The 26391-nt window shown below is 68.1% G+C and carries 29 protein-coding genes; 24 read left to right on the top strand and 5 right to left on the bottom strand.

Features of this window, described 5'->3' with window-relative positions; genetic code table 11:
• Window positions 1-17: 17 nt before the first annotated feature.
• From Q0716_RS09310 to Q0716_RS09295, 4 genes are all read left to right on the top strand, one after another.
• Entirely contained in the window at window positions 18-1763 is a 1746-nt protein-coding gene (locus Q0716_RS09310; RefSeq protein ID WP_299022419.1) for a proline--tRNA ligase, read from the top strand.
• A gap of 2 nt (window positions 1764-1765) precedes the next feature.
• Window positions 1766-2446 carry a lytic transglycosylase domain-containing protein gene (locus Q0716_RS09305; protein ID WP_299022417.1) on the top strand — a complete coding sequence of 227 codons (681 nt, stop codon included), beginning with the start codon at window positions 1766-1768 and terminating at the stop codon, window positions 2444-2446.
• Between the two features lie 101 nt (window positions 2447-2547).
• A complete protein-coding gene (locus Q0716_RS09300) occupies window positions 2548-2967 on the top strand; it encodes a hypothetical protein (protein WP_143968348.1) in 420 nt (139 codons plus the stop codon).
• The gene (locus Q0716_RS09295) at window positions 2957-3577 is read left to right on the top strand and encodes an exopolysaccharide biosynthesis protein (protein WP_299022409.1); all 621 of its coding nucleotides are present in this window, start codon (window positions 2957-2959) and stop codon (window positions 3575-3577) included. Before Q0716_RS09300 ends, Q0716_RS09295 begins: the two co-directional genes overlap by 11 nt.
• Before the next feature lie 15 nt (window positions 3578-3592).
• Here the strand turns inward: Q0716_RS09295 and Q0716_RS09290 are convergent, their stop codons facing one another.
• The 5 genes from Q0716_RS09290 to hemA form a co-directional block, all read right to left on the bottom strand.
• A complete protein-coding gene (locus tag Q0716_RS09290) occupies window positions 3593-4600 on the bottom strand; it encodes an AAA family ATPase (protein ID WP_299022406.1) in 1008 nt (335 codons plus the stop codon).
• 107 nt (window positions 4601-4707) lie between these two features.
• Window positions 4708-5034, bottom strand: coding sequence for a Grx4 family monothiol glutaredoxin (gene grxD / locus Q0716_RS09285; protein WP_299022404.1), 327 nt, complete (start codon window positions 5032-5034; stop codon window positions 4708-4710).
• A 34-nt stretch (window positions 5035-5068) separates the two neighbouring features.
• Window positions 5069-6037: a peptide chain release factor N(5)-glutamine methyltransferase gene (prmC, locus tag Q0716_RS09280; RefSeq protein WP_299022401.1), complete on the bottom strand. Its 969-nt coding sequence runs from the start codon at window positions 6035-6037 to the stop codon at window positions 5069-5071.
• A gap of 4 nt (window positions 6038-6041) precedes the next feature.
• Window positions 6042-7148 (bottom strand): peptide chain release factor 1, encoded by a 1107-nt coding sequence (prfA, locus tag Q0716_RS09275; RefSeq protein ID WP_299022398.1) that lies wholly within the window; start codon window positions 7146-7148, stop codon window positions 6042-6044.
• Window positions 7145-8467, bottom strand: a complete 1323-nt coding sequence (gene hemA, locus Q0716_RS09270; RefSeq protein ID WP_299022396.1) for a glutamyl-tRNA reductase — start codon at window positions 8465-8467, stop codon at window positions 7145-7147. Before hemA ends, prfA begins: the two co-directional genes overlap by 4 nt.
• On the opposite strand from hemA, the gene Q0716_RS09265 reads away from it, so the two are divergent.
• The 20 genes from Q0716_RS09265 to Q0716_RS09170 form a co-directional block, all read left to right on the top strand.
• Entirely contained in the window at window positions 8466-8774 is a 309-nt protein-coding gene (locus Q0716_RS09265; protein ID WP_299022394.1) for a hypothetical protein, read from the top strand. The genes hemA and Q0716_RS09265 overlap by 2 nt on opposite strands.
• A 136-nt stretch (window positions 8775-8910) precedes the next feature.
• Window positions 8911-12819, top strand: a complete 3909-nt coding sequence (locus tag Q0716_RS09260; protein WP_299022391.1) for an FAD/FMN-binding oxidoreductase — start codon at window positions 8911-8913, stop codon at window positions 12817-12819.
• The gene (locus Q0716_RS09255) at window positions 12816-13274 is read left to right on the top strand and encodes an HIT family protein (protein ID WP_299022388.1); all 459 of its coding nucleotides are present in this window, start codon (window positions 12816-12818) and stop codon (window positions 13272-13274) included. Before Q0716_RS09260 ends, Q0716_RS09255 begins: the two co-directional genes overlap by 4 nt.
• A 37-nt stretch (window positions 13275-13311) precedes the next feature.
• On the top strand, window positions 13312-13716 hold the full coding sequence (locus Q0716_RS09250; RefSeq protein ID WP_299022385.1) for a DUF971 domain-containing protein: 405 nt from the start codon (window positions 13312-13314) through the stop codon (window positions 13714-13716).
• A gap of 37 nt (window positions 13717-13753) precedes the next feature.
• Complete coding sequence (gene ubiE / locus Q0716_RS09245; RefSeq protein ID WP_299022380.1) at window positions 13754-14485, top strand: bifunctional demethylmenaquinone methyltransferase/2-methoxy-6-polyprenyl-1,4-benzoquinol methylase UbiE; 732 nt, start codon at window positions 13754-13756, stop codon at window positions 14483-14485.
• 43 nt (window positions 14486-14528) lie between these two features.
• A complete protein-coding gene (locus tag Q0716_RS09240) occupies window positions 14529-15518 on the top strand; it encodes a Tim44-like domain-containing protein (RefSeq protein ID WP_299022444.1) in 990 nt (329 codons plus the stop codon).
• Window positions 15519-15557: 39 nt separating this feature from the next.
• The gene (locus Q0716_RS09235) at window positions 15558-16139 is read left to right on the top strand and encodes a hypothetical protein (RefSeq protein WP_299022377.1); all 582 of its coding nucleotides are present in this window, start codon (window positions 15558-15560) and stop codon (window positions 16137-16139) included.
• Window positions 16136-17689, top strand: a complete 1554-nt coding sequence (ubiB, locus tag Q0716_RS09230; protein ID WP_299022375.1) for a ubiquinone biosynthesis regulatory protein kinase UbiB — start codon at window positions 16136-16138, stop codon at window positions 17687-17689. The genes Q0716_RS09235 and ubiB overlap by 4 nt, the downstream gene beginning before the upstream one ends.
• Window positions 17690-17783: 94 nt before the next feature.
• Window positions 17784-18104 (top strand): FmdB family zinc ribbon protein, encoded by a 321-nt coding sequence (locus tag Q0716_RS09225; RefSeq protein WP_299022373.1) that lies wholly within the window; start codon window positions 17784-17786, stop codon window positions 18102-18104.
• A complete protein-coding gene (locus Q0716_RS09220; RefSeq protein WP_299022369.1) occupies window positions 18091-18768 on the top strand; it encodes a DUF502 domain-containing protein in 678 nt (225 codons plus the stop codon). The genes Q0716_RS09225 and Q0716_RS09220 overlap by 14 nt, the downstream gene beginning before the upstream one ends.
• Before the next feature lie 58 nt (window positions 18769-18826).
• Complete coding sequence (gene aspS, locus Q0716_RS09215) at window positions 18827-20620, top strand: aspartate--tRNA ligase (RefSeq protein WP_299022366.1); 1794 nt, start codon at window positions 18827-18829, stop codon at window positions 20618-20620.
• Window positions 20621-20662: 42 nt separating this feature from the next.
• The gene (locus Q0716_RS09210; protein WP_299022364.1) at window positions 20663-20974 is read left to right on the top strand and encodes a DUF883 family protein; all 312 of its coding nucleotides are present in this window, start codon (window positions 20663-20665) and stop codon (window positions 20972-20974) included.
• A gap of 19 nt (window positions 20975-20993) precedes the next feature.
• The gene (locus Q0716_RS09205; protein WP_299022362.1) at window positions 20994-21419 is read left to right on the top strand and encodes a phage holin family protein; all 426 of its coding nucleotides are present in this window, start codon (window positions 20994-20996) and stop codon (window positions 21417-21419) included.
• The gene (locus tag Q0716_RS09200) at window positions 21406-21762 is read left to right on the top strand and encodes a YqjK family protein (RefSeq protein WP_299022359.1); all 357 of its coding nucleotides are present in this window, start codon (window positions 21406-21408) and stop codon (window positions 21760-21762) included. The genes Q0716_RS09205 and Q0716_RS09200 overlap by 14 nt, the downstream gene beginning before the upstream one ends.
• Window positions 21763-21833: 71 nt before the next feature.
• Window positions 21834-22691 carry a flagellar motor stator protein MotA gene (gene motA / locus Q0716_RS09195; RefSeq protein WP_299022353.1) on the top strand — a complete coding sequence of 286 codons (858 nt, stop codon included), beginning with the start codon at window positions 21834-21836 and terminating at the stop codon, window positions 22689-22691.
• A gap of 44 nt (window positions 22692-22735) precedes the next feature.
• Window positions 22736-23722 carry a flagellar motor protein MotB gene (motB, locus tag Q0716_RS09190; protein ID WP_299022351.1) on the top strand — a complete coding sequence of 329 codons (987 nt, stop codon included), beginning with the start codon at window positions 22736-22738 and terminating at the stop codon, window positions 23720-23722.
• A gap of 24 nt (window positions 23723-23746) precedes the next feature.
• The gene (gene cheY, locus Q0716_RS09185) at window positions 23747-24133 is read left to right on the top strand and encodes a chemotaxis response regulator CheY (RefSeq protein ID WP_299022347.1); all 387 of its coding nucleotides are present in this window, start codon (window positions 23747-23749) and stop codon (window positions 24131-24133) included.
• A 23-nt stretch (window positions 24134-24156) separates the two neighbouring features.
• Window positions 24157-24804 carry a protein phosphatase CheZ gene (locus Q0716_RS09180; RefSeq protein ID WP_299022344.1) on the top strand — a complete coding sequence of 216 codons (648 nt, stop codon included), beginning with the start codon at window positions 24157-24159 and terminating at the stop codon, window positions 24802-24804.
• Between the two features lie 119 nt (window positions 24805-24923).
• Window positions 24924-26063, top strand: coding sequence for an EscU/YscU/HrcU family type III secretion system export apparatus switch protein (locus Q0716_RS09175; RefSeq protein WP_299022341.1), 1140 nt, complete (start codon window positions 24924-24926; stop codon window positions 26061-26063).
• Window positions 26064-26086: 23 nt separating this feature from the next.
• A partial coding sequence (locus tag Q0716_RS09170; protein WP_299022338.1) for an FHIPEP family type III secretion protein occupies window positions 26087-26391 on the top strand: 305 nt, incomplete at its 3' end.

The raw sequence follows: 26391 nt of genomic DNA, 5'->3' as shown, positions 1-26391 counted from the left end.
TCGGGATTTGTGTTGATATGAAAGCCTCCCAGTTCCACATCGCCACCCTCAAGGAAGCCCCGGCCGATGCCGAGGTCGTCAGCCACCGCCTGATGCTGCGTGCCGGCATGATCAAAAAGCTCTCGGCCGGCATCTACACCTACATGCCCATGGGGCTGCGCGTCATCCGCAAAGTCGAGCGCATCGTGCGCGAGGAGATGGACCGTGCCGGCGCCATCGAGCTGACCATGCCCATCGTGCAGCCCGCCGAGCTGTGGCAAGAGACCGGGCGCTTCGACAAAATGGGCCCGGAGCTGCTGCGCATCAAGGACCGGCACGAGCGTGACTTCGTCATCCAGCCCACCAGCGAAGAGGTGGTGACCGACATCGCGCGCCAGGAGCTGCGCAGCTACAAGCAGCTGCCCAAAAACTTCTATCAGATCCAGACCAAGTTTCGCGACGAACGGCGGCCGCGCTTTGGCCTGATGCGCGGGCGTGAGTTCATCATGAAGGACGCCTACAGCTTCGACCGCGACGCCGAAGGCGCCCAGCGCAGCTACGCCATCATGGCGCAGGCGTATCGCCGCATTTTCGACCGCTTCGGGCTGACGTACCGCGCCGTGGCCGCCGACAGCGGCGCCATTGGCGGCGACCTGAGCGAGGAGTTCCAGGTGATTGCCGCCACGGGCGAGGATGCCATCGTCTACTGCCCCACCAGCGATTACGCGGCCAACATCGAAAAGGCCGAGGCCCTGGCACCACAGGGGCCGCGCCCGGTACCCCGCCAGCCCATGGTCAAAACCCCGACGCCGGGGCGCAGCACCTGTGCCGACGTGGCCGCGCTGCTGGGCGTGCCGCTGGCGACCACGGTCAAGTCGATCGTGCTGGCCACCGACGAGATCAACGAGCGCGACGAGGTCGTGGCCACGCGCCTGTGGCTGCTGCTGCTGCGCGGCGACCACGAGATGAACGAGGTCAAGGTCGGCAAGCTGCCCGGTCTGCAGCGGGGCTTCCGGTTTGCGACCGAGGCCGAGATCGTCGCGCACTTTGGCTGCCGACCCGGCTATCTGGGCCCGGTGGGCCTGAAGCGCCCGGTCACCGTGGTGGCCGACCGCGAGGTGGCGGTGATGGCCGACTGGATCTGCGGCGCCAACGAAGTCGACCACCACCTCACCGGCGTCAACTGGGGGCGCGACCTGCCCGAGCCGGACCTGGTCGCCGACCTTCGCAACGTCGTGGCCGGCGACCCCTCGCCCGACGGCAAGGGCGTGCTCGCCATCGAGCGCGGCATCGAGGTCGGCCACGTGTTCTACCTGGGCACCAAGTACAGCCGGGCCATGAACGCCACTTTCCTGGACGAGGACGGCAAGCCCAAGCTGTTCGAGATGGGCTGCTACGGCATCGGCATCACCCGCCTGCCGGCGGCAGCCATCGAGCAGAACCACGACGAGCGCGGCATCATCTGGCCCGACGCGATCGCCCCCTTCACGGTGGTCGTCTGCCCGATCGGGATGGACCGCAGCCCCGCCGTGCGCGAGGCCGCCGAGCGCCTGCACGACGAACTGGCAGCGCACGGGGTGGACGTCATCCTGGACGACCGCGGCGAGCGGCCGGGCGCCATGTTCGCCGACTGGGAGCTGATCGGCGTGCCCCACCGCGTCACCGTCGGCGACCGCGGCCTCAAGGACGGCCTGGTCGAGTACCAGCACCGGCGCGACACCGCGGCCACGCCGGTGCCGCTGGCCGACATCGTGGACTGGCTGCGCGGCCGCATCGCGGTGTGACCATGGATACGGCCCCCGGGCCAGGCCTCGACCGGCGCCGCTGTCTGGGGCGGCTGGCGGGGTTGGCCGCACCGGTGCTGGCGGGGCGGAGCCTCGTGCCCCTCGCGGGGGCCTGGGCGTGGGCGGCCGCCGCCCCGGCGCAGGCCGGTGCCCAGATCGAGGAGCCGCTGTCCGACGCGGTCCGCCACGCGCTGCAGGCGGCCGTCGAGCAGCTCGATCCGCCGGAGCCCGAGTTTCTGACGGCCGAGGAGCGGCTGGCCTACCTGCGCTGGCTGAGCCGGGCGAGCTGGCAGTTGCGGCGCCGCAAGCCCGAACCCCAGGCGCGCGTCGATTTTCTGCAAACGGTCTGGTACGAAAGCCGGCGCGCCGGACTGGACACGGCGCTGGTGCTGGGCCTGATCGAGGTCGAGAGCGCCTTTCGCAAGTACGCGATCTCGCGGGCCGGCGCGCGCGGCTACATGCAGGTGATGCCGTTCTGGACGCGGGTCATCGGCGATGGGGATCCGGACAAGCTGTTCCATCTGCAAACCAATCTGCGCTATGGCTGCGTCATCCTGCGCCACTACCTGCAGCGCGAGCGCGGCGACCTGTTCCTGGCCCTGGGGCGCTACAACGGCAGCCGCGGACGCGCCCCCTACCCGAACGCGGTGTTCGCGGCCGAGCGCCGCTGGCGGCTGGCGTGAGGGCCGATCCGCACGGCGACCGAACTTCCGGCCGAATCCGGCCTCTGATGCGTGATCACGTGATGCCCGGCGGCGGGCGTCCGGTCGGTGAGGAGATGTCCATGCGTTGGCTGATCTGGGTGGTGTTTGCGCTTGCGATGGTGCTGTGGACGGCCGTGGTGTTCGTCGGCACCCAGCTCCTGGGCTGGGCGGCGGGGCTGCTGTCGTCCGGACAGGACGCCGCCGCGGTGACGCAGGCGGTCCAGCACTTTCCCTGGCCGGCATGGCTGGTGCTGTGGGTGGATCCGGCCTGGCTGCAGCAGCTCGCCGCCGCGCTGACGCAGTCGTGGGCCTGGCTGACGGCGGTGCTGCCGGCCTTCGCCACGATCGCCGGCTGGCTGGTGCCGCTGGCCTGGGTGGCGTGGGCGGTGGTCGCCTTCGGTCTGCTGGCGCTGGCCGTGGTGCTGCACGTGGTCAGTGGTCGCCTGGGGCGCCAGTGGGGCAGCCTGGCGGCGTCGGTGCGGGGACCCCATGGCCGTTGAGTTGGCGCGCGCGCTGCGCGAGGCGGCGGCCCGGCTGGGCGAGATGGCCGATTCCCCGCCGCCGGGCGGTGCCCCGGTCGCGCTGAGTCTGGGCGAGGTCGTCGATCTGCATGGCCACGGCTCGGGGGCCGTGCTGCTGATGGTGATGGCGCTGCTGACCGTGCTGCCGGTGGCCGGTGCCGGCACGGTCCTGAGCTTCGGCCTGTGGGCGCTGGCGCTGGCCTGGATGGCGGGACGTGACGCCATCGTGCTGCCGCGCCGCGTCGGCGCCGTGACGCTGCGCGGCACCTGGGCGACGCGCGGCCTGGAGCTGCTGGCCATGACCTACGAAACCGCCGCGCGCTGGATGCGTCCGCGCTGGCCCGCCCTCGTCCACCCACGCCTGCGTCTGTGGTGGGGCCTGTGGATCGCGCTGATGGCAGGCATCATCTTCCTGCCGCTGCCGTTCGGCAACGTACTGCCCAGCCTCAGCCTGATCGCGCTGAGCCTGGGCTGGATGTTCCGCGACGGGCTGGCCTTGCTGGTGTCCGGGGCCATCGGGGCGGGGGCGATCGCCTACCTGGTCACGCTGTGGCAGGGGGTGGAGCACCTGTTTCGCTGGTGGTTCTGACCTCGTCCCCGGCCCTCACTGCAGGAAGCCGATGCGCGCGCGTCCGCCGGCAGCCGCGGGCAGGTCCCGCGTCTCGATGCGGTCGCGCCGGTCCAGCCGTGCGTTGCCAAAGCCGGTCATGAGCGCCCGGCGCATCTCGCGCGGCGCCATGCCCGCCAATTGATCGAGCACGTCGTCACCGGGCTCCTCGTCGAACAGCCGTCCCCAGTCGTGCGCGGCGCGCAAGCGCTGGTAGAGCTGGCGCGCGATGCGCCGCGCCTCGTCCCGCGTGGGGGGCGCGATCTCGAACACGTTCATGCGGTTGAGGATCGGGTCGGGAATCGCGCGCTCGTCGTTGGCGGTGGTGATCCAGATCACTTGGCTGGCGTCGATCGGCACCTCGGCAAATTCGTCGACGAAGCGCTGCGCGGTCTGGGGCTCCAGCAGGCTGTACAACGCCCCCAGCGGGTCGTACTGCGCGTCGCTGGCCTTGTCGATTTCGTCGACCACGATGACCGGGTTGGCATAGTTGCCCTCCACCAACGCCTCGAACACCTTGCCCGGTTTGGCGCCTTTCCATTGCGACGACGAGCCCGACAGCAGCCAGCCCGCGGTCATCGAGCTCATCGGCACCAGCGTCATCGTGGTGGCCAGCAGCTCGGCGAGCTGGTGCGCAAAATGCGTTTTGCCCACACCCGGCGGGCCCAGCAGCAGCAGCGGCGTGATTTCGAGGCTGTCGCTGCTTTCTTGCGCCAGCGCGATGTGCCGCCGCACATCATCGAGCACCTCGCGGAAGTTGGGCAGCTGCTCGTACAGCGGCTCCACATCCGGCACGCCCGAGGGTTTGACCGCAAAGCGCTGCGGTCCGCGCTCGAGCATGCGCTCGTAGGTTTGGCACAACGTGGCTTGCTCGCGCTCGTTGCCCTGCGCTTTGAGGCGGCGCAGCCGCTGCTCGACGTCCTCGGGGCTGAAGACGTCGCGCACGCGCGCGATGGGCAGGCTGCGCGGCGCTACCGTGGCGGGGAGGGGATGGGTGGTTTCCATGGCACGCTCTCCTTCGACGACCAGTCCTGCGGTCATTGAAGCATGTTTCGTGCCACGCGAACAACTCGGGAGAATCCGGATGGCGCGTCGGCCCCGCAGGCCCGGTCTTATGCGGTTGGAGTCGCCAGCAGCCGCTGCAGTTCTCCGGATTCGTACATCTCCATCATGATGTCGGAGCCGCCGATGAACTCACCCCGCACGTACAGCTGCGGGATGGTCGGCCAGTTGCTGTACTCCTTGATGCCCTGGCGAATCTCGGGATCTTCCAGCACGTTGACGGTGACCACGTCTTTCGGGTCCACGCCGCAGGCCTTGAGGATCTGCACCGCGCGGCCGGAGAAGCCACACATCGGGAAGCTGGCCGTGCCCTTCATGAACAGCACGATGTCGTGGTTTTTGACCAATTGGTCGATGCGTTGCTGGACGTCGCTCATGGGTGGTCTGTCGATGAAAGCCTCGATGCGCCGATTATCGCCCGTCGGCGCGCGGCGTGGCGCCAGTGCCGTCGATGGCCGCAGCGCCGCTGGGTTCACCACCCCAGCGCCCGCCGGTGCAGCGCCGGTGTCCGCCCAGGTCGCGCCGGTGGTCGATGTCGAAGAAGCCGCGCGCGCGCAGCAGGTCGGCCACCGCGTCGGCCTGGTCCCAGCCGTGCTCGAGCAGCAGCCAGCCGCCGGGTGTCAGGTGGGCCGGGGCGCCCGCCACGATGGCCCGCAGGTCGCGCAGTCCGTCGGCGCCCGCGACCAGGGCGTCGCGCGGTTCGTGGCGCAGAGCTGCCAGATGGGGGTCATCGGCGCGCAGGTACGGCGGGTTGGCCACGACGAGGTCGAAGCGCGGCGGCCATGGTGGGAATGCCGTGTCGCGGGTGTGGGCGTCGGTCGGCCAGGTGCGCCAGCCGCCCCACCAGTGGCCTTGCAGCCAGCGCACCGGCAGGCGCAGGGTTTGACCGTTGGCAGCCGCCACGGCCAGGGCGTCGGCGCTCGCATCCAGCCCCCAGACGGCGGCCCGTGGCCGTGCGTGCTGGATGGCCAGCGCGATCGCCCCGCTGCCCGTGCCCAAGTCGAGGACGTGAGCGCCGCCCTCGGGCGGCAGCAGCGCCAGCGCCCACTCCACCAGCGTCTCGGTATCGGGGCGTGGGTCCAGCACACGCGCGTCGACCTTCAGTATCAAACCGTGAAAACCGCGTTCGCCCGTGAGGTAGGCCAGCGGGACGCGGTCGAGCCGTCGTTGGCACAGGTCGGCATAGCGCGTCGCGGCTTCGAACGGCAGGGGTTCGTCGTCGTGGGCCAGCAGCCACGCTCGCTCGCTTGCCGAGCGCCCCAGGGCGTGCAGCAGCAGCCATTGCGCATCGAGCCAGTCCAGCCCCATCGCTCGCGCCCACTGCAAGGCGGCACGCCGCGTATGCAGCGGCGGTGGTGTCGGCGTGGGAGGGCAGGACATGGGCTCAGCTGCCAGCACGCGCTTCGAGCTCGGCCATCAGCTCTGCACCGCGTGCCAGCTGCAACGGACGGATGAGGTCGTCCAAGTCGCCTTCGAGCACCGCCGGCAGCTTGTACAGGGTCAGGTTGATGCGGTGGTCGGTGACGCGGCCCTGCGGAAAGTTGTAGGTGCGGATGCGGTCGCTGCGGTCGCCGCTGCCGATGAGGCCCTTGCGGGCTGCCGCCTCGCGCGCTTCGCGCTCGCGCCGCTCGCGCTCTTGCAGGCGCGCCAGCAGCACTTGCAGCGCCTTGGCCCGGTTGCGGTGCTGGCTGCGGTCGTCTTGGCATTCGGCCACGATGCCCGTGGGCAGGTGCGTGATGCGCACCGCCGAGTCGGTTTTGTTGATGTGCTGGCCGCCCGCGCCGCTGGCACGGAAGGTGTCGATGCGCAGCTCCGCCGGGTTGATCTGCACCGCCTGCGCCTCGTCGGGCTCGGGCAGCACCGCCACGGTGCAGGCGCTGGTGTGAATGCGCCCCTGCGACTCCGTCACCGGTACCCGCTGCACCCGGTGGCCGCCTGATTCGAAGCGCAGTCGCCCGTACGCACCCAGGCCGACGATGCGCAGCACCACTTCTTTGGCACCACCCAGCTCGCTGGGGGATTCGCTGATGACCTCGGCGCGCCAGCCTTGCCGCTCGGCATCACGGATGTACATGCGCGCCAGCTCCGCGGCAAACAGCGCGGCTTCCTCGCCGCCCGTGCCGGCGCGGATCTCGACGAAGGCGTTGCGCTCGTCGTCGGGGTCGCGCGGCAGCAGCAGGGCGTGCAGCTCGGCTTCGAGCCGTTCGAGCTCGGCTTGTGCGGCGGCCACCTCATCCGCCGCCATGGCCGCCAGCGCCTCGTCGCCGCTGGCGGCGGCTTCAGTGGCGAGCTGCTCGGCCTCGTGTCGTTGCGCCTCGCACTGCAGGTAGCGCAGGTAGGGCTGGACGATGGCGTCGGTTTCGGCGTGCTCGCGCGTCAACGCGCGAAAGCGCTCCAAGTCTGCCGTCGCATCGGGCGCGGACAGTTGGGCATCGAGCTCGTGCAGCCGCAGGCGCAAGCGCTCGAGCGTCTCGCGGATGAAGGGCTTCATGGGCGTGGTGGCCGTCCGTCGTCGCTGGCACGGCGGGGCGCCGCCGCATCGGGCCGGCCGCGCAGAAACAGCCGTGATACCACCTCAGCCGTGTGCTGCCGGGCCACCTCGTCGCCGCTGTGCAGCTCGGCCAGCGCTCCGTGCAGCATTTTCTGCGTCAGGCCGCGCGCCAGCGCTTCGAGCGCCGCATCGACCGATTCCCCCCGCGCCAGCAGCCGTTTGGCGCGTGCGATCTCGGCCGCCCGCCATGCGTCGGCCTGCGTCTGCAGGTCACGGATCAACGCCACCACCCCGGCGTTGGGGTCGCGCTGGCGCAGCCAGTGCATGAAGCTCTGCACACCGGCGTCGATGATGGCTTCGGCCTGCGCCACCGCGGCCTGTCGGCTGTCCTTGCCCGCCTGCACGACAGAAGCCAGATCGTCCACGGTGTACAGGTAGACGTCATCGAGCTCGCGCACCTCGGCCTCGATGTCGCGCGGCACGGCCAGATCGACCATGAACATCGGCCGATGGCGGCGGCGGCGCAAGGCGCTCTCGACCATGCCCAGGCCGATCAGCGGCAGCGTGCTGGCGGTGCAGCTGATCACGGCGTCGAACTCGTGCAGCCGGGCGGGCAGGTCCGACAGGCGCATCGCCTCGGCGCCGAAACGCGCCGCTAGCTTCTCGCCGCGTTCCAGCGTGCGGTTGGCGACCGCCATCGCGCGCGGCTGGCGTGCGGCGAAGTGCGTGGCGGTCAGTTCGATCATCTCGCCCGCGCCCACGAACAAGACGCGGATGTCGCGCAGGTCTTCGAACAGCTGGCTGGCCAGCCGCACCGCGGCCGCCGCCATGCTGATGGAATGCGCACCGATGGCGGTGCTGCTGCGCACTTGCTTGGCCACCGCGAACGAGCGTTGGAACAGCTGATGCAGCGTGGTGCCCAGTGTGCCCACCTCGTCGGCCACGCGCACCGCGTCTTTGAGCTGGCCCAGGATCTGCGCCTCGCCCAGCACCATGCTGTCCAGCCCGCTGGCGACGCGAAACGCGTGGCGTGCCGCGGCATCGTCGCGCAGCACGTAGGCGTGCTGCAGCAGCAACTCGGGCGCCACCCCGGCGGTGTCGGCCAGCCAGCGCGCCGTCGGCTCGATCAAGGGTTCGTCGCTGGCGCAGTACAGCTCGGTGCGGTTACAGGTGGACAACAGCGTGGCCTCGGGCTGCCGGGCCAACGCGGCGCGAAAGCGCCGCAAGGCGTCCGGCACCTGGTCGAGCGCGAATGCAAACCGCCCGCGCACATCGAGCGGAGCGGTGTGGTGGTTGATGCCGAGCGCCCAGACTGCCATGATTGCGGATTATAAAATTTTGTCCTTCGTGGACGCCCTGGCCCTGCTCAACCACCTACTCAACCTCGTGGCACCGGCCTGGGGCGTCGGGGCGCTGCTCGCCGTCGCGCTGGCGTGGCGCGCGCGGGCGCGGCAGCCGTTTTGGCGCGGCTGGTGGGGCCACTGTGTGTGGCTGGGTCTGGCGGGGTCGGCGGTGCTGGCGGCGGCATTACCGTGGCTGGGGCGTGATGGCCGCATGGTGACCTATGCCGTGCTGGTGGTGGTCCTTGGGGGGGTGGCCGCCTGGCGCGATGCGCGGCGCGCCTGAAGGCAGGGCCCGTCCGGCGCAACCCTGCTGTCAGTGGTGCCGTGCTGCGCTGCGGTAACATCGTTGGTCCTGCCCCGGCTGCCGTGCCGATCCTGCGGGCCGCGCTGCCGCGTGGCTTGCTCGCCGCTCCTTGCCCATGAACGCACCGACGCCCCTGAATGCACTGCTCACGGCCGAGTCCGACACGCCGCGCTTGCGCGAGATTCCGTACAACTACACGTCGTTTTCGGACCGCGAGATCGTGCTGCGCCTGTTGGGCGCACGCGCGTGGGACATCATTGAGCAACTGCGCCGCGAGCGCGCCACCGGCCGCTCGGCGCGCATGCTCTACGAGGTGCTGGGCGACATTTGGGTGGTGCAGCGCAACCCGTATTTGCAGGACGATCTGCTGGCCAACCCCAAGCGCCGCGCCGCGCTCATCGAGGCGTTGCACCACCGCTTGGGCGAAATCGAAAAACGCCGCCGCCCGCAGGACGACCCGCAGCGCGACGTGTTGGTGGGCGAGCTGCTGGACCATGCGCGCCGTGCCGTGCAGGCATTCGCCCAGGCGTTCGAGGACATGGCTGCGCTGCGCCAGCGCGCGGTCAAGGTGTTGCGTCGGCACACGGCGCGCGACAACATCAAATTCGATGGCCTGAGCCGCGTCAGCCACGTCACGGACGCCACCGACTGGCGTGTCGAGTACCCGTTCGTCGTGCTCACCCCCGACACCGAGGCCGAAATCGTGGGGCTGGTGCAGGGCTGTATCGAGCTGGGGTTGACCATCATCCCGCGCGGCGGCGGCACCGGCTACACGGGTGGCGCCGTGCCGCTGACATGGAAGAGTGCGGTCATCAACACCGAAAAGCTGGAGGCGATGACCGAGGTCGAGATGGTGACCTTGCCCGGGCTGGACGCGCCCGTGCCCACGATCTGGACCGAGGCGGGCGTCGTCACCCAGCGCGTGGCGGATGCCGCCGAGCGCGCGGGCTTCGTGTTCGCGGTCGATCCCACTTCGGCCGAGGCGTCGTGCATCGGCGGCAACATCGCCATGAACGCCGGTGGCAAGAAGGCGGTGCTGTGGGGCACGGCGCTGGACAACCTGGCGTCGTGGCGCATGGTCACGCCCGACGCCGAGTGGCTCGAGGTGCACCGCATCGGCCACAACCGGGGCAAGATCCACGACGCCGAGGTGGCGTCCTTCGAGCTGCGCTACTTCGGCCCCGACGGCAAGACACTGCGTCGCACCGAGCGGCTCGACATCCCTGGTGCGGCGTTTCGCAAGGCCGGGCTGGGCAAGGACGTCACGGACAAGTTTTTGAGCGGTCTGCCTGGCGTGCAAAAAGAGGGCTGCGACGGCATCATCACCAGCGCGCGCTGGGTGGTGCACCGCATGCCCGCGCACACGCGCACCGTATGCCTGGAGTTTTTCGGCAACCCCAAGGACGCGGTGCCCTCGATCGTCGAGATCAAGGACTATCTGTTCGCCGAGCAAAAGCTCTCCGGCACGCTGCTCGCGGGTCTCGAGCACTTGGATGACCGCTACCTGAAAGCGGTGGGCTACACCACCAAGAGCAAGCGCGGCACGCTGCCCAAGATGGTGCTCATCGGCGACATCGTGGGTGACGACCCGGACGCCGTGGCGCGCGCCGCCAGCGAGGTGGTGCGGCTGGCCAACGCCCGCGCCGGTGAGGGGTTCGTCGCCGTCAGCCCCGAGGCGCGCAAAAAATTCTGGGCCGACCGCAAGCGCACCGCGGCCATCAGCCGCCACACCAACGCCTTCAAGATCAACGAGGACGTGGTGATCCCGCTGGAGCGCATGGGTGAGTACACGCTGGGCATCGAGCGCATCAACATCGAGCTGAGCCTGCGCAACAAGATCCGCCTGTGCGACGAGCTGGAGGCCTTTTTCGCCCGGGGGTCGCTGCCGCTGGGCAAGGCCGAAGACCCCAACGATGCGCCGAGCCCCGAGTGGCTGGCCGAGCGCACCGAGCAGGCGCTCGCGCTCATCCGCCGCGTGCGCGCGCAGTGGCAGGCTTGGCACGACGGACTGGACGCGCCGGCCGCGCCGGGCGAGCGCACGCTGTTCGAGCAGCTGCAGGACCACAGCCTACGCGCGAGCTGGAAAACCCAGCTGCGTGCGCCGCTGCGCGAGCTCTTCACGGGCGCGGTGTTTGCGCCCGTGCTGGCCGAGTGCGATGCCGTCCACCGGCGCGTGCTCAAGGGTCGCGTCTGGGTGGCGCTGCACATGCACGCGGGCGACGGCAACGTGCACACCAACATCCCGGTCAACAGCGACGACTACGAGATGCTGCAGACCGCGCACGAGGCGGTCGATCGCATCATGGCGCTGGCGCGCCGCCTCGACGGCGTGATCTCGGGTGAGCACGGCATCGGCATCACCAAGCTGGAGTACCTCAGCGACGACGAGCTGGCCCCGTTTGCCGAGTACAAGCGCCGCATCGATCCGCACGGGCGTTTCAACCGCGGCAAGCTGTTGCGCACGGCGAGTGCGTTGGGCCCCGACGTGCACCCGGCCGATCTGAGCCAGGCGTACACGCCAAGCTTTGGCCTCATGGGGTACGAGTCGCTCATCATGCAGCAAAGCGACATCGGCGCCATTGCCGACAGCATCAAGGACTGCCTGCGCTGCGGCAAGTGCAAGCCCGTGTGCTCGACCCACGTGCCGCGCGCCAACCTGCTGTACAGCCCGCGCAACAAGATCCTGGCCACCAGCCTGCTGATCGAAGCCTTTTTGTACGAGGAGCAGACGCGCCGTGGCGTCTCCATCCAGCACTGGGAGGAGTTCGAGGATGTGGCCGACCACTGCACGGTGTGCCACAAGTGCTTGTCGCCCTGCCCGGTGAAGATCGACTTCGGCGACGTGTCGATGAACATGCGCAATCTGCTGCGCAAGATGGGCCGCAAGTCCTTCCGCCCGGGTAACGCGCTGGCGATGACCTTCCTGAATGCCACCCAGCCGGAGACGATCAAGCTCATGCGCACCGCCATGGTCGACGTCGGCTTTCGCGCGCAGCGCTGGGCGCACGATCTGCTCAAGGGCCTGGCGCGCAAGCAGACGGCGGCACCGCCCGCCACGGTGGGGCCCGCGCCGGTCAAAGAGCAGGTCATCCACTTCATCAACAAGAAGATGCCGGGCAACCTGCCCAAGAAGACGGCGCGCGCCTTGCTCGACATCGAGGACAAAAACTACGTGCCCATCATCCGCGACCCGCAGCGCACCAGCGCCGACGCGGAGGCGGTCTTCTACTTCCCCGGCTGCGGCTCGGAGCGGCTGTTCAGCCAGGTGGGCCTGGCCACGCAGGCCATGCTGTGGCATGTCGGCGTGCAGACCGTGCTGCCGCCGGGCTACCTCTGCTGCGGCTACCCGCAGCGCGGCTCGGGTCAGTTCGACAAGGCGGAAAAAATCATCACCGACAATCGGGTGCTGTTCCACCGCGTGGCCAACACGCTCAACTACCTGGACATCAAGACGGTGGTGGTGAGCTGCGGTACCTGCTACGACCAGCTGCAGGGCTATCAGTTCGACAAGATCTTCCCCGGCTGCCGCATCGTCGACATCCACGAATACCTGCTGGAAAAGGGCGTCAAACTGGAGGGCAAGGGCGCGTACCTCTACCACGATCCGTGCCACAGCCCGATGAAGCAGCAAGACCCGATGAAGACCGTCAAGGCGCTGGTGGGCGACACCGTCGTGGCCAGCGACCGCTGCTGCGGCGAGTCGGGCACGCTCGGCGTCACGCGGCCCGATATTTCGACGCAGGTGCGCTTCCGCAAAGAGCAAGAGTTGCGCAAGAACGAGCAGCAGTTGGCGGCCTTGGCCGAGCGCAACGGTGCGTCGCTGACGCCCGGGCGCACCAAGATCCTGACCTCGTGCCCGAGCTGCCTGCAGGGCCTGAGCCGCTACGGCGAGGATCTCAGCAACGGACTGCTGGAGGCCGACTACATCGTGGTCGAAATCGCGCGCCAGATCTTGGGTGAGAACTGGCTGCCGGACTATGTGGCGCGCGCCAATGCCGGCGGCATCGAACGGGTGCTGGTGTGAGCGCTCCGCCTGCCGCCGCCTGCCCTTTGTGCCGCGAAGACGGCGGCGTGCTGCTCTGGCGCGGGCAAGGCTGGCGCGTGGTGCGTGCGGTCGGCGCCGAGGTGTCATCGGCGCCAGCGTGGTACCGCGTCATCGCCACGGACCACGTGGCCGAATGGTCGGATCTCGATGCGTTCCAGCAGGCGGCAGGGATGCGCCTCGTGACGGCGGTCGAGCGCGTGTTGCGCGCCTGTCTGCAGCCGACCAAGGTCAACCTGGCATCGCTGGGCAACGTCGTGCCGCACCTGCACTGGCACGTCATCGCCCGCTTCGAGTGGGACAGTCGGTTCCCCGCCCCGATCTGGGATGCCGAGCGGCGCACGGGCGATGCGCAGCAACTGGCCGCCGTGCGGGCAGCGCTGCCCGACTGCGATGCAGCCATCGTGGCGGCGCTGGCGCCGTCGCCCCTCGCGTGATCGCCTCGATCCCAACCCACTTCACCGGAGGTCGCCCATGTCCGCTACCACCCCCGCACCCGAATCGATTACCGTGCACAACGCATCGCGCATCTTCGAAATTCGCTTTGCCGATGGCGCGCACTTTCGCATCCCGTTCGAGCTGATGCGCGTTTACTCCCCGTCGGCCGAGGTGCAGGGCCACGGGCCGGGGCAGGCGGTGCTGCAGACCGGCAAGCGCCACGTCGACATCGTGGCGCTGGAGCCCGTGGGCCACTACGCGGTGCAGCCCACCTTCTCCGACGGGCACGACAGCGGCATCTTCACCTGGGAGTATCTGTACTTCCTCGGCTCGCAGCAGGACGCGCTGTGGGCCGACTACGAGCGCCGGCTGGCCGAAGCCGGCCTCGACCGGGACGCGCCCATGCCGAGTGCGGCCGCGCCCGGTTGCGGGCACCATTGATGCCCCGCCCACGCCCTGCAGCGGCTACGATACGGCCATGAGCTCTACCCATTTCGGCTTTCAGACCGTCGACGAACGCGAAAAGGCCCGGCGCGTGCGTGCCGTCTTCGACTCAGTCGCGCCGCGCTACGACCTCATGAATGACCTCATGTCCGCCGGCCTGCACCGCTGCTGGAAGGCGTACACCGTCATGGTCGCCAACCCCCAGCCTGGCCAGCGCGTGCTCGACATCGCCGGGGGCACCGGCGACATGGCGCTGGCCATTGCGCCCAAGGTACAACCGGGCGGCATGGTGGTGCACACCGACATCAACGAATCCATGCTGCGGGAGGGGCGCGACCGGCTGCTCGACCATGGGCTGGCGCTGCCTACCGTGGTGTGCGATGCCGAGCAACTGCCGTTTCCCGATGGCCACTTCGACCTCGTCACGGTGGCGTTTGGTCTGCGCAACATGACGCACAAGGAACTTGCGCTGCGCGAAATGAATCGAGTACTCAGGGTCGGCGGCAAGCTGCTGGTGCTCGAGTTTTCGAAGGTCGCGCCCCCGCTGCAAAAAGCCTACGACTGGTACAGCTTTCATGTGCTGCCGCGGCTGGGGCGTTGGGTGGCGGGGGACGAGGCCAGTTATCGCTATCTGGCCGAGTCGATCCGCATGCACCCTGATCAGCAGACGTTGCGCGGGATGGTGCAGGAGGCGGGCTTCGGCCACGTCGATGTGCACAACCTGACCGCCGGCGTCGTCGCCTTGCACGTGGGCATCAAGACATGAATCCGGGCCTGTGATCGTGGCCCTTGCTAGGAGAGAGACCGTGGTGACGAAACTGGGAACGTGGATGCTGGTGGCGGCGATGGCCTTGTCGTCGGCCGACGTCTGGGCCAAGCGCTTGGGCGGTGGTGGATCGATGGGCAAGCAGTCCAGCAACGTGACGCAACGCCAAGCCGCACCGCAGGCGCCCGCCCAACCGGCGCCGGCGCAGACGCCGAACCAAGCCGCGGCGCCCACGGCCCCCGCCGGCGCGGCCGCTGGGGCTGCCGCCAAGCCGCAGCGTCCCTGGGGGGCGATGCTGGGTGGCCTGGCCGCGGGGCTGGGGCTGGCCTGGCTGGCCAGCGCGCTCGGCTTCGGCGAAGCGTTTGCGCAGTTCCTGCTCATCCTGCTGCTCGCCATGGTCGTGGCGGCGGTGATCGCATGGGTCATGCGCAGTCGGGCGGCGGGCCGCTCCGCCCTGGCGCACCAAGGCGCCGGGGCAGGGGGGGTGGCACCCGTCACGCTGCGCGGCTACCAGCCAGCCCATGTCGGCAACGACGCGTCGGCCCGGCCGTGGGAGCGCAGCCACAGCACCTTTGGCACGGCCGAACCTGCCGGTCAACCGGGCAGCCGAATCGGTGCGGCCCTGAACGGTCCCCAGGCTTGGGGTATTCCCGCGGGCTTTGACACGGAAGGGTTTCTCCGCGCGTCCAAGGCCAACTTCATCCAGCTGCAAGACGCCTGGGATCGCGGTGACATCCCCGCCCTGCGCGCGATGATGACCGACGAGATGGTCGAGCAGATCCAGGCCCAGCTCGCCGAGCGCGAGCGGCACTCGGGCGGCGTGCCCAACCAGACGGAGGTCGTGACGCTGGACGCCCAGTTGCTGGGTATCGAGGAGCGCGACGACGAATACATGGCCAGCGTCGAGTTCTCGGGCCTGATCCGGGAAAATCCGGCCGAAGGACCCGCCCCATTCCGCGAAGTGTGGAACATCACGCGCCCCAAGAACGGGCGCGGCGGCTGGCTGGTCGCCGGGGTCCAAGCCCTGCAGTGACGGCCCGATCGCCAATCCGGCAGAATCGGGGGCATGACCATGCCCCCGATTTCTTTTTCCCCGCCACCGTGGCTGCTCGACGAGGCGCGCAACCGCGTCGTGCTGCTGCTCAACCACGTGCTGCAGCAAGAGCCCGAGGCGATGCAGCGCCTGCGTCGGCAGGCAGGCAAGACGATCCAGTTGCGTTGGCCGCACGCGGCGCTGGCGCGCGTGCTACCGGGGGCGCTGGCGCTGCACATCACCCCCGCCGGCTTGTTGGCGCAGGCCCGCGCTGACGCCCCGGCCGACCTGGTGCTGACCCTGGACGAGCCCTCCGCGTTCACGCTGGCGGGCAAGCTGGCCAGTGGCGACAAGCCGACGGTGGGCATCGAGGGCGACGTGCAGCTCGCGGCCGAGGTGGCGTGGCTGGTGGACAACGTGCGCTGGGACCTGGAGGAAGATCTCTCGCGCCTGCTGGGCGACGCGGCAGCGCATACGCTGGTGCAGGTGGGCCGCCAAGCGGTGGCCCTGCTGCGCACGGGCTTGGCGCCTGCGGTGCAAGCGGCGCGCGAGCGTGCACAGACGCTGCGCGCGCGGATGGCGGGTGCCGCGCAGACCGATGGCGGCGGAGGCGCGCCATGAGGCAATGGCTGCGCAGCTGGGTGATCGCCTGGGTCGTTTTTCGCTATGGCCTCGACGAGCTGGTGCTCTCTGGCTTTCGGCACCCGCTGTTGGTGCGGCTGCGGCGGCTGATTTCGGTCGGCCGCAATCTGAGTGCGCCGCGCGGCCAGCGCCTGCGCGAGGCATTGGAGCGGCTGGGGCCAATCTTCGTGAAATTTGGGCAGGTGCTGTCCACCCGGCGCGATCTGCTGCCGCCGGACATCGCCGACGAGCTGGCCCGGCTGCAGGACCGCGTGCCCCCGTTTCCGGCGGAGGTGGCCATTGCCACCATCGAGCGCGCCTTCGGGCAGCCCTTGCACGCGGTGTTCGCGCACTTCGAGCGCGAGCCGGTCGCCAGCGCCTCCATCGCCCAGGTGCACTTCGCCCGGCTGCACGACGGGCGCGAGGTCGCGGTCAAGGTGCTGCGGCCCAACATGCTGCCCGTGATCGAAAATGACCTCGCCCTCATGCGCACCATAGCGCGCTGGGTGGAGCGGCTATCGCGCGACGGGCGCCGCCTCAAGCCGCGCGAGGTGGTGGCCGAGTTCGACAAATACCTGCACGACGAGCTCGACCTGATGCGCGAGGCGTCCAACGCGGCCCAGCTGCGGCGCAACATGGCGGGGCTGAACCTGGTGCTCATCCCCGAGATGTACTGGGACTACTGTCGCCCCGAGGTGCTGGTGATGGAGCGCATGCACGGTGTGCCCATCAGCCAGGTGCAGCGTTTGCGCGAGGCGGGCGTGGACATCCGGCAGCTCGCGCGCGACGGCGTGACCATCTTCTTCACCCAGGTGTTTCGCGACGGGTTTTTTCATGCCGACATGCACCCGGGCAACATCCAGGTCTCCATCGCCCCGGAGACGTTTGGGCGCTACATCTCGCTCGACTTCGGCATCGTTGGCACCCTCACCCAGTTCGATAAGGAATATCTGGCGCAAAACTTCACCGCGTTTTTTCGGCGCGACTACAAGCGCGTGGCCGAGCTGCACATCGAGTCGGGCTGGGTGCCGGCGGACACGCGCGTGGACGAACTCGAGGCCGCGATCCGCGCCGTGTGCGAGCCGTATTTCGATCGCCCGCTCAAAGAGATCTCCCTCGGCCTGGTGCTCATGCGCCTGTTTCAGACCTCGCGCCGCTTCAACGTCGAGATCCAGCCGCAGCTGGTGTTGCTGCAAAAGACGCTGCTCAACATCGAGGGGCTGGGGCGCGAGCTTGATCCCGATCTGGACCTCTGGAGCACGGCCAAGCCCTTCCTGGAGCGCTGGATGCTGGAGCAGGTGGGGCCGAAGAAGTTCTGGAACCAGCTCAAGGCCGAGGCCCCGCACTACGCGAAGCTGATCCCCGAGCTGCCGCGTCTGCTGCACGATTATTTGCGCCAGCGCCCCACCGACTTGCGGCACGAGATCGACCGCTTGGTGCAGGAGCAGCGCCGCACGCAGCGGCTGCTGATGATGGTGATCTACGTGCTGTTTGGCTTCGTGGCCGGCCTCATGGCCATGCAGTGGTGGCTGCGCCTGCGGCTGTGGTGACGGCGGGCTTGAAATCCCGGGCGCGCCGCCCCACCTATAATGAAGGGTTTTCCCGGATTTTGGGTTTCAACGAGACTTCCTTGCAGGTGCAGCCATGCCCATCTACGCGTACAAATGCGAGTCCTGTGGCCACGCCAAGGACGTGTTGCAAAAAGTGTCCGACGAGCCGCTGACCACGTGCCCGGCGTGCGGGGCACCCACGTTTCGCAAGCAGCTCACCGCCGCCGGTTTCCAGCTCAAGGGCACCGGCTGGTACGTGACCGATTTCCGCAACAACGGCAGTGGCGCGTCGGCGGCCAGCGCGGGCGACAAGGCGGGCGCAGCGGCGGCCGGAGCGGCCGCCTCTGGTGCGGCGGCGGCGTCCGAGGGGGGTGCGTCTTCCACGCCGTGCGGGGCGTCCTGTGCCTGTCATTGACCGAGGGCGCATCGTCGGCGCGCTGCGCCGCTGGTTGCTAGCGGGCTTGCTGGTCCTGGTGCCGCTCATCGTCACCCTGTGGGTGCTCGATTGGGTGATTTCGACGCTGGATCAGACCCTCAACATCCTGCCCGACGCCTGGCAGCCGGAGCGCTGGATCGGCACGCGCATCCCGGGTCTGGGGGTGCTGCTGGCGCTGTCCATCGTGCTGGGCATCGGGGCGCTGGCGTCCAACTACGTTGGCAACCAGCTCATCGCGTGGTGGCACGCGCTGCTGCAGCGCATCCCCGTGGTGCGCTCGATCTACTCGGGCGTCAAGCAGGTGTCCGACACGCTGCTGTCCGAAAAAGGCAACGCCTTCCGGCAGGCGCTGTTGGTCCAGTGGCCGCGCGAGGGCATGTGGACGATCGCCTTTCTGACTGGCGCACCCGGCGGCGACGTGGCCCGGCACCTGCCGCCGCAAGATTATTTGAGTGTCTATGTGCCCACCACGCCCAACCCGACGGGGGGCTATTTCGTCATGGTGCACCGGCGCGACGTGGTGCCGTTGGCCATGACGGTGGACGAGGCGCTGACCTACGTCATTTCCATGGGGGTGATCGTGCCCGGCGGTCGCAAGAGCGCGCTGCCGCCCGGGGTGGCGGCGCCCTCGGGCCCGGCTTGACGTTTGCACGATCGCTGACCGTTTTACCTTCACACGCACGATGAGTCGAGAGGTTTTCATGCACATGCGCACCACCTACTGCGGGCAGGTCACCGAGGCCCTGATGGGCCAGACCGTCACCCTGTGTGGCTGGGTCAACCGGCGGCGCGACCACGGCGGCGTCATCTTCGTCGACCTGCGCGACCGGGAGGGCACGGTGCAGGTGGTGTGCGACCCCGACCGGCCCGAGATGTTTGCCACCGCCGAAGGGCTGCGCAACGAATACTGCGTGCAGGTCAAGGGTGTGGTGCGCGCGCGCCCCGAGGGCACGGTCAACGAGGCCATCCGCAGTGGCCGCGTCGAGGTCTTGTGCCACGAGATCGTGGTGCTCAACCCCAGCGTCACGCCGCCGTTTCAGCTCGACGACGACAACCTGTCCGAAACCACGCGCCTGACGCACCGCGTGCTGGACCTGCGTCGCCCCGTGATGCAGCGCAACCTCATGCTGCGCTACCGCGTGGCGATGGCGGTGCGCCGTTTTCTGGACGCGCACGGCTTCATCGACATCGAAACCCCGATGCTGACCAAGAGCACGCCCGAAGGGGCGCGCGACTACCTGGTGCCCAGCCGCGTGCACGACGGTATGTTCTACGCGCTGCCGCAGTCGCCGCAGTTGTTCAAGCAGCTGCTCATGGTGTCGGGGTTCGACCGCTACTACCAGATCACCAAGTGCTTCCGTGACGAGGATCTGCGCGCCGACCGCCAGCCTGAGTTCACGCAGATCGATATCGAGACCTCGTTCATGACGGAGCAGGAAATTCGCGACCTGTTCCAAGAGATGATCCGCCAGGTCTTTGCCCAGACCATTGGGGTCGATCTGGGCGACTTCCCCGTCATGCCGTATGCCGAGGCGATGGCGCGCTTCGGGTCGGACAAGCCCGACCTGCGCGTGCGGCTCGAGTTTACCGAGCTGACCGACGTCATGAAGGACGTGGAGTTCAAGGTCTTTTCGGGGCCGGCCAACATGACCGGCGGCCGCGTCGTGGCGCTGCGCGTGCCCGGTGGGGCGGCGCTGTCGCGCAGCGACATCGACGGATACACCGAGTTCGTCAAGATCTATGGCGCCAAGGGGTTGGCCTGGATCAAGGTCAACGACGTCGCCGCGGGGCGCGACGGACTGCAGTCGCCCATCGTCAAAAACCTGCACGACGCGGCCCTGCAGGCGATCCTGCAGCGCAGCGGGGCGCAAAATGGCGACTTGCTGTTCTTCGGTGCCGACAAGGCCAAGGTCGTCAACGACGCGATCGGTGCGCTGCGCGTCAAGATCGGGCACAGCGCCTTCGGCAAGGCCAACGGGCTGTTCGAGGACCGTTGGGCGCCGCTGTGGGTGGTGGACTTCCCGATGTTCGAGTACGACGACGAAGAGCAGCGCTGGGTGGCGGTGCACCACCCGTTCACCGCGCCCAAGGACGGCCACGAGGACCTGATGGACACCAACCCCGGCGCCTGTCTGGCCAAGGCCTACGACATGGTGCTCAACGGCTGGGAGCTGGGGGGCGGATCGGTGCGCATCCACCGCGCCGACGTGCAAAACAAGGTGTTTGCCGCGCTAAAGATCGGGCCGGAGGAGGCGCGCGCCAAGTTCGGCTTCCTGCTCGACGCGCTGCAATACGGCGCGCCGCCGCATGGCGGGCTGGCGTTTGGGCTGGATCGGTTGGTCACGCTCATGACCGGTGCCGAGTCGATCCGCGACGTGATCGCCTTCCCCAAGACGCAGCGCGCCCAGTGCCTGCTGACCCACGCGCCCAGCCCGGTGGACGAAAAACAGTTGCGCGAACTGCACATCCGCCTGCGCAACCCGCAGCCTGCGTGATACAGTGGACCATCAATTTTTCCATCACACAAGGAGCGTGCCATGACCGACAACACCCTGCAACCGAAGGACAAACTGGTGGCCGACCTCAAGACCGTGGTCGCCGATGCCGAAGAGTTGCTGGCGGCCACCGCCCAATCGACGGGCGAAAAAGTGGCCGAGCTGCGCGAGCGTTTGGGTGAAAACCTGCGCACCGCCCGCTATCGGTTGGCCGACGCCGAAGCGGCGCTGCGCGAGCGCACGCGAGAAGTGGCCCGTGCCACCGACCATTATGTGCACGAGCACCCCTGGAAAGCGATCGGGGTGGCAGCGGGCTTCGGCCTGCTGGTGGGTCTGCTGATCGGCCGTCGCTAAAGCCGAGGGGGGAGGGCGCATGCCCTCCCCCTCACCGATTCCCATGGGCCAGGAGGATCGACCCCCGTCCGCTGAGGCGCCGCAGTCGCTGTGGAGCGCCACGCGCGGATGGTTCCAAGACGCTGGCGAGCTGCTTCGGGTGCGCCTTGCGCTGCTGGGCGTCGAGGCGCGCGAGCATGCGCTCGATGTGGCCGAGGGGCTGGCGGCAACCGTCGCCGCAGCCCTGTTGCTGGTACTCGGCTCGGGCTTTCTGGCGGTGCTACTGACGGTGTTACTGTGGGAGTCGCACCGGCTGCTGGCGCTGGCTTTGTTCAGCGCGGTATTTCTGACCTTGGGCGTTGTCGCGCTGCTTTGGGCCCGTCGGCGTCTGCTGGGGATACGCTGGTTTGCGGCGAGCATGTCCGAGCTGGACCGTGACGTGGAGCGCTTGCGTGGCCGGAACTGACCGCCGCACTCGGTTGGCTGCGCGCCGCCAGGCGCTGCTGCAGCGCTCGGGTGAGCTGCGCGAACGCTTGGCGCTGCAGGGCCGGGCGCTGCAGCCGGCCTTCGGCTGGGCCGATCAGGCACGCGAGGGCTGGCGCTGGCTGCAGGCGCACCCGTGGGTGGCGCTGGTGGCTGCGGCGGTGCTGGTGTGGCGCCGTCCCAGGGCGGTATGGCGCGGGGCGTGGCTGGTGTGGCGCGGTTGGCGCTTGTGGCAGCGCTGGGCTCCGTTGCGCGAGCGCCTGTCGCCGCTATGGCGGGGGGCGGAACGGGGGCCACGCCAGCCCACCGGGGCGCGCTCTTCCTGAGCGCGGTGGAGATACCCCACCCGGTCTCACGCTAGAATCGTCCGTCACTTTCCTGAGGCAGGATAGCGCCTATGTTCGTCATCGTCGGCTGGCTGATCGTCCTGATCTGCATCTTCGGTGTCTTCATCATCCACGGTGGCAACATCGGGGTCATCCTGAAAGCGCTGCCGTTCGAGATGGCCACCATTTTCGGGGCAGCGATCGGCGCGTTCATCGCCGGTAACCTGATGAAGGTGCTCAAGGGCGTCGGGCGCGGGCTGGGGGCGTGCTTCAAAGGGTCCAAGTACACCAAGGCGCGCTTCATGGACCTGTTGGGCTTGCTGTTCGACATCCTGCAAAAAGCGCGCAAAGAAGGGTTGATGGCCATCGAGGGCGATGTGGAAAATCCTGATGCCTCGCCGCTGTTCCAGAAATACCCGACGATTGCCAGCGACCATCACACGGTCGAGTTCATCACCGACTACCTGCGTTTGATGGTTTCAGGCAACCTCAACGCGCATGAGATCGAGTCCATCATGGATGCGGAACTCGACACCCACCACGCCGAAGAGCACGCGGCGGTGGCGGCGCTGCAGCGGCTCGCCGGCGCGTTGCCTGCGTTCGGTATCGTGGCTGCGGTGTTGGGCGTGGTCAATACGATGGGCTCGGTCGGGCAGCCCCCGGCCGTGCTGGGAGGGATGATCGGCTCGGCGCTGGTGGGTACGTTCCTCGGCATCTTGCTGGCGTATGCGTTCGCCGAGCCGCTGGCCAGCCTGTTGGAACAAAAGGTGGAGGAATCCAGCAAGGAATTCCAGTGCATCAAAACCACCCTGTTGGCCAGCATGCAGGGCTACGCTCCCATGACGGCGATCGAGTTTGGCCGCAAGGTGCTGTTTTCCGACCAACGCCCGACTTTTAGTGAGCTAGAGGCGCACGTCAAGAAAAAATGACGGTGAGATTCCGCCCATCGCCCTGACCTCGCATCGCGTCCATCATGGCCTCGTCCGGCAAGCCGCTGCAACCCATCATCGTCAAGCGCGTCAAGAAAGGCGGGCATGGCGCACACGGCGGCGCCTGGAAGATCGCTTACGCCGACTTCGTGACGGCGATGATGGCTTTTTTCCTGCTGATGTGGCTGCTCGGCTCGACCACCGAGGGCGACCGCAAGGGCATTGCGGATTATTTCAACCAGCCGCTGAAGGTTATGCTGTTTGGCGGCCCCGGCTCGGGCGGCGCCACCAGCATTCTGGACGGTGGCGGCGACGACCTCACCAAAAGCGTGGGTGAGGACGCCAGCGGCAATATCGAGGACAAGGTGCGCGAAATCGGGGCGCAGCTCGCGCGCGCCGAGGCGATTCGCCAGGACAAGCAGCGCATCGCGACGCTGCGCGAAAAACTCGAGAACATCATCAACGCCAACCCGCAGCTGGCCGAGTTCAAAAATCAAATCCGGCTGGAGATGGTGCAAGACGGGCTCAACATCCAGATCGTCGACGACCAGAAGCGCGCCATGTTCGACACCGGCAGTGCCCTGGTCAAGCCCTACATGCGCGACATCTTGCGTGCCATTGCGCAGGCGCTGATGGAAGTCGACAACCGCATTTCGCTCTCGGGGCACACGGACGCCACGCCGTATGGCAGCGGGGAGCGGGCGTATAGCAACTGGGAGCTATCGGCCGATCGGGCGAATGCCAGCCGGCGCGAGCTGGTGGCCGCCGGCCTGCCAGAGGGCAAGCTCGCGCGTGTGGTCGGCATGGCCGACAAGCAGCTGCTGTTCCCCGACAACCCGTATGATCCGCGCAACCGCCGCATCAGCATCTTGGTGCTGACGCGCGAGGCGGAGGAGCGTATGTCCAAGTCACTGGAGGCGGCCCCGGCGGTCGAGGACGAAGACGCTGCCCGCGCCGCGGTGCAGGGGGCAGCGAGCGCGACCCCCGCGAAAACACCGGCTGCCGGTGGGCGGCCCATGCCCTTAAACTAAGGCCTGTCCGGGACGGAGTCTTTCATGGCCGATGTGCGTTTTTTGATTGTCGACGACTTTTCCACGATGCGGCGTATCGTGCGCAACCTGCTCAAGGAGCTGGGCCATGCCGACGCCGACGAGGCCGAAGACGGCTCGGTTGCCCTGCACAAGCTGCGCAACGGCAAGTTCGACATGGTGATCACCGACATCAACATGCCGAACATGAACGGCTTCGAGCTGCTCACCCAGATCAAGAGTGATGACAAGCTCAAGCACATCCCCGTGCTGATGGTGACCGCCGAGGCGCGCAAGGAAGACATCATCGCAGCGGCACAGGGCGGGGCGGCGGGCTACATCGTCAAGCCCTTTACCAAAGCGACACTCGAAGAAAAGCTCACCAACATCTTCCGCAAGATGGGCTGGGCGTGAACACGGTATCCGGAGGGGAGGGCATGACCGACACCGCATCCCATGCGCCCAAGGCCGACGGCAAGGGTGACATTTATCAGCGTCTGGGCGAGATCACCCGCGAGCTGCACGAGGCGCTCAAGGCACTCGGCTACATGCCCGCGCTCAAAGACGCGGTCGGCGAATTGCCGGACGCGCGCAGCCGCCTGGAGTACATCGCGCGCCTGACGGGCGAGGCGGCAGAAAAGGTGCTCAACCGGGTGGACGAAGCCAAGGCCGAGCAGCAAAAGGTCATCGACAGCAGCCGTCAGTTGGTCGAGACCATCGGCGCGGTGCCGGGGCTGAAGTGGGCCATGCCCGAGTTGCTGCAGTGGTCGAGCGAGATTCAAGCAGCGGCCGAGCGCACCGACCACCACCTGACCGAGATCATGATGGCGCAGGACTTCCACGACCTGACGGGCCAGGTGATCAAAAAAGTGGTGGCGCTGGCCGGAACGCTGGAGCAGCAGCTGCTGCAATTGTTGATCGAGACGGCACCCTCGGCGGGCAGCGAATCCGCCAACACGCCCGCCGCGCCCGAGTCGGCGCGCCACCCCGAGCTATCGGGTCCGGTCGTCAACCCGGAAGGGCGCTCGGACGTCGTGACCAGCCAGGCGCAGGTGGACGACCTGCTGGCCAGCCTCGGTTTTTGACGTCTGCCCGCCCCGCACGGCGGACAAGCCGGGAAGTGGCGGGTTTCTCGCGCCTTTTGGCGCTTTAGAAATCCGATCCCGCCCCGGACAATGCGGCCGACAGCCACCGCTCGGCCGCCATGGAATCGACCCAAGACAAAAACCAACCCGCCACCCCGCGTCGCTTGCAAAAGGCGCGCGAGGAGGGGCAGGTGCCGCGTTCGCGGGATCTGACGCACCTGGTGGTGTTGGGCGGTGGCTTGGTGTTGCTGTGGGTGACGCTGCCGTGGGCTTACGAGCGGCTGCGTGGCGCGATGCGCGAGGGGCTGCGCTTCGACGGGGCCAGCGTGCGCGAGCCGCGCCTGATGTTGGAGCGCCTGGCCGACGGTCTGCAATTGGCGCTGGGCTACTACCTGCCGCTGGGGCTGGCGCTGGTGGTGCTGGTCGTGCTGGCGCTGGTCGCGGCGGGCTCCTACGCCCTGAGCGCCAAGCCGCTGCTGCCCCAGTGGTCCAAGATCGGTCTGATCAGCGGTCTGCAGCGCCTGTTTTCGCGCCAGCAGATGATGGAGGTGATCAAGCTGCTGGCGATCACGGCGCTCATCGGTCTGATCGGGGCGCTGTACGTCGAATCGCACCTGCAGGCGTTCGCCACCCTGCTGTTGCGTCCGCTGGAGTCGGCGCTGGTACAGACCGGCGAATGGTTCATGGTCGGGGTCGCCTGGCTGCTGACGGTGGTGTTGCTGGTGGCGTTGGTGGACGTCCCGTTGCAGCAATACCTCTACCGCCACCGTCTGCGCATGTCGCTGCAAGAGGTCAAGGACGAGCACAAAGAGACCGAGGGCAACCCGCAAGTCAAGAGCAAGCGCCGTGAGCGCGCGCGCGAGATCGCGTATGGCCAGAGCATCCGGCGCGTGCCCGAGGCCGACGTGGTGGTCATGAACCCGACCCACTACGCAGTGGCACTGCGTTACGACGAGCGCACCATGGGGGCGCCGCACGTGATCGCCAAAGGGGCCGATCTGTTGGCGCTGCGCATCCGCGACGTCGCCCGTGACGCCAAGGTGCCGGTGCTGGAGTCGCCCATGCTGGCGCGCGCCCTCTACGCCCACACCGAGCTGGATCAACCCGTGCCCGCGGCGCTCTACACCGCGGTGGCCCAGGTGCTGGCCTACGTCTATCGGTTGCGCGCCGCGTTGCGCGGTCAGGGCCCCATGCCCAAGCCGCCGCAGCCGCAGGTGCCGGTCGAACTGGACCCGCTGCACGGCCGCGCCACCCCCTGATCCTGGTCTGAACCCATCCCACCATGAACGCCGTTTTGCAATCGCTGCAACAGTCGCTGGGCCCGCTGCGCGGGCACGGTCAGGCGCTGGCCGCGCCGGTGCTGGTGATGCTGGTGCTGGCCATGCTGGTGTTGCCGCTGCCACCGTGGCTGTTGGATACGTTTTTCACGCTCAATATCGCGATTGCGCTGACCGTGATGATGGTGGCGGCCTACATGCGGCGCGCGCTGGACTTTGCGGTGTTCCCGACCGTGTTGCTGATCACGACGCTGTTGCGGCTGTCGCTCAACGTGGCGTCCACCCGTGTCGTGCTGATGGAGGGGCACAC

Origin of the sequence: uncultured Tepidimonas sp., from assembly GCF_938045175.1 — a bacterium.
In the GTDB taxonomy this organism is placed as follows: domain Bacteria; phylum Pseudomonadota; class Gammaproteobacteria; order Burkholderiales; family Burkholderiaceae_C; genus Tepidimonas.
The sequence above is the reverse complement of the archived record's forward strand: the minus strand, read 5'-3'. Positions and strand labels throughout refer to the sequence as shown.

Excerpts from the sequence above, each read along its gene's own strand:
- Q0716_RS09210 (WP_299022364.1), top strand. The coding sequence starts at position 20,663 with ATGACCGACAACACCCTGCAACCGAAGGACAAACTGGTGGCCGACCTC.
- Q0716_RS09260 (WP_299022391.1), top strand. The coding sequence starts at position 8,911 with ATGAACGCACCGACGCCCCTGAATGCACTGCTCACGGCCGAGTCCGAC.
- Q0716_RS09175 (WP_299022341.1), top strand. The coding sequence starts at position 24,924 with ATGGAATCGACCCAAGACAAAAACCAACCCGCCACCCCGCGTCGCTTG.
- prmC (WP_299022401.1), bottom strand. The coding sequence starts at position 6,037 with ATGTCCTGCCCTCCCACGCCGACACCACCGCCGCTGCATACGCGGCGT.
- Q0716_RS09265 (WP_299022394.1), top strand. The coding sequence starts at position 8,466 with ATGATTGCGGATTATAAAATTTTGTCCTTCGTGGACGCCCTGGCCCTG.
- Q0716_RS09250 (WP_299022385.1), top strand. The coding sequence starts at position 13,312 with ATGTCCGCTACCACCCCCGCACCCGAATCGATTACCGTGCACAACGCA.
- Q0716_RS09205 (WP_299022362.1), top strand. The coding sequence starts at position 20,994 with ATGCCCTCCCCCTCACCGATTCCCATGGGCCAGGAGGATCGACCCCCG.
- motB (WP_299022351.1), top strand. The coding sequence starts at position 22,736 with ATGGCCTCGTCCGGCAAGCCGCTGCAACCCATCATCGTCAAGCGCGTC.
- grxD (WP_299022404.1), bottom strand. The coding sequence starts at position 5,034 with ATGAGCGACGTCCAGCAACGCATCGACCAATTGGTCAAAAACCACGAC.
- Q0716_RS09180 (WP_299022344.1), top strand. The coding sequence starts at position 24,157 with ATGACCGACACCGCATCCCATGCGCCCAAGGCCGACGGCAAGGGTGAC.
- hemA (WP_299022396.1), bottom strand. The coding sequence starts at position 8,467 with ATGGCAGTCTGGGCGCTCGGCATCAACCACCACACCGCTCCGCTCGAT.
- ubiB (WP_299022375.1), top strand. The coding sequence starts at position 16,136 with ATGAGGCAATGGCTGCGCAGCTGGGTGATCGCCTGGGTCGTTTTTCGC.
- Q0716_RS09295 (WP_299022409.1), top strand. The coding sequence starts at position 2,957 with ATGGCCGTTGAGTTGGCGCGCGCGCTGCGCGAGGCGGCGGCCCGGCTG.
- prfA (WP_299022398.1), bottom strand. The coding sequence starts at position 7,148 with ATGAAGCCCTTCATCCGCGAGACGCTCGAGCGCTTGCGCCTGCGGCTG.
- cheY (WP_299022347.1), top strand. The coding sequence starts at position 23,747 with ATGGCCGATGTGCGTTTTTTGATTGTCGACGACTTTTCCACGATGCGG.
- ubiE (WP_299022380.1), top strand. The coding sequence starts at position 13,754 with ATGAGCTCTACCCATTTCGGCTTTCAGACCGTCGACGAACGCGAAAAG.
- Q0716_RS09305 (WP_299022417.1), top strand. The coding sequence starts at position 1,766 with ATGGATACGGCCCCCGGGCCAGGCCTCGACCGGCGCCGCTGTCTGGGG.
- Q0716_RS09310 (WP_299022419.1), top strand. The coding sequence starts at position 18 with ATGAAAGCCTCCCAGTTCCACATCGCCACCCTCAAGGAAGCCCCGGCC.
- motA (WP_299022353.1), top strand. The coding sequence starts at position 21,834 with ATGTTCGTCATCGTCGGCTGGCTGATCGTCCTGATCTGCATCTTCGGT.
- Q0716_RS09225 (WP_299022373.1), top strand. The coding sequence starts at position 17,784 with ATGCCCATCTACGCGTACAAATGCGAGTCCTGTGGCCACGCCAAGGAC.
- Q0716_RS09235 (WP_299022377.1), top strand. The coding sequence starts at position 15,558 with ATGCCCCCGATTTCTTTTTCCCCGCCACCGTGGCTGCTCGACGAGGCG.
- Q0716_RS09290 (WP_299022406.1), bottom strand. The coding sequence starts at position 4,600 with ATGGAAACCACCCATCCCCTCCCCGCCACGGTAGCGCCGCGCAGCCTG.
- Q0716_RS09300 (WP_143968348.1), top strand. The coding sequence starts at position 2,548 with ATGCGTTGGCTGATCTGGGTGGTGTTTGCGCTTGCGATGGTGCTGTGG.
- aspS (WP_299022366.1), top strand. The coding sequence starts at position 18,827 with ATGCACATGCGCACCACCTACTGCGGGCAGGTCACCGAGGCCCTGATG.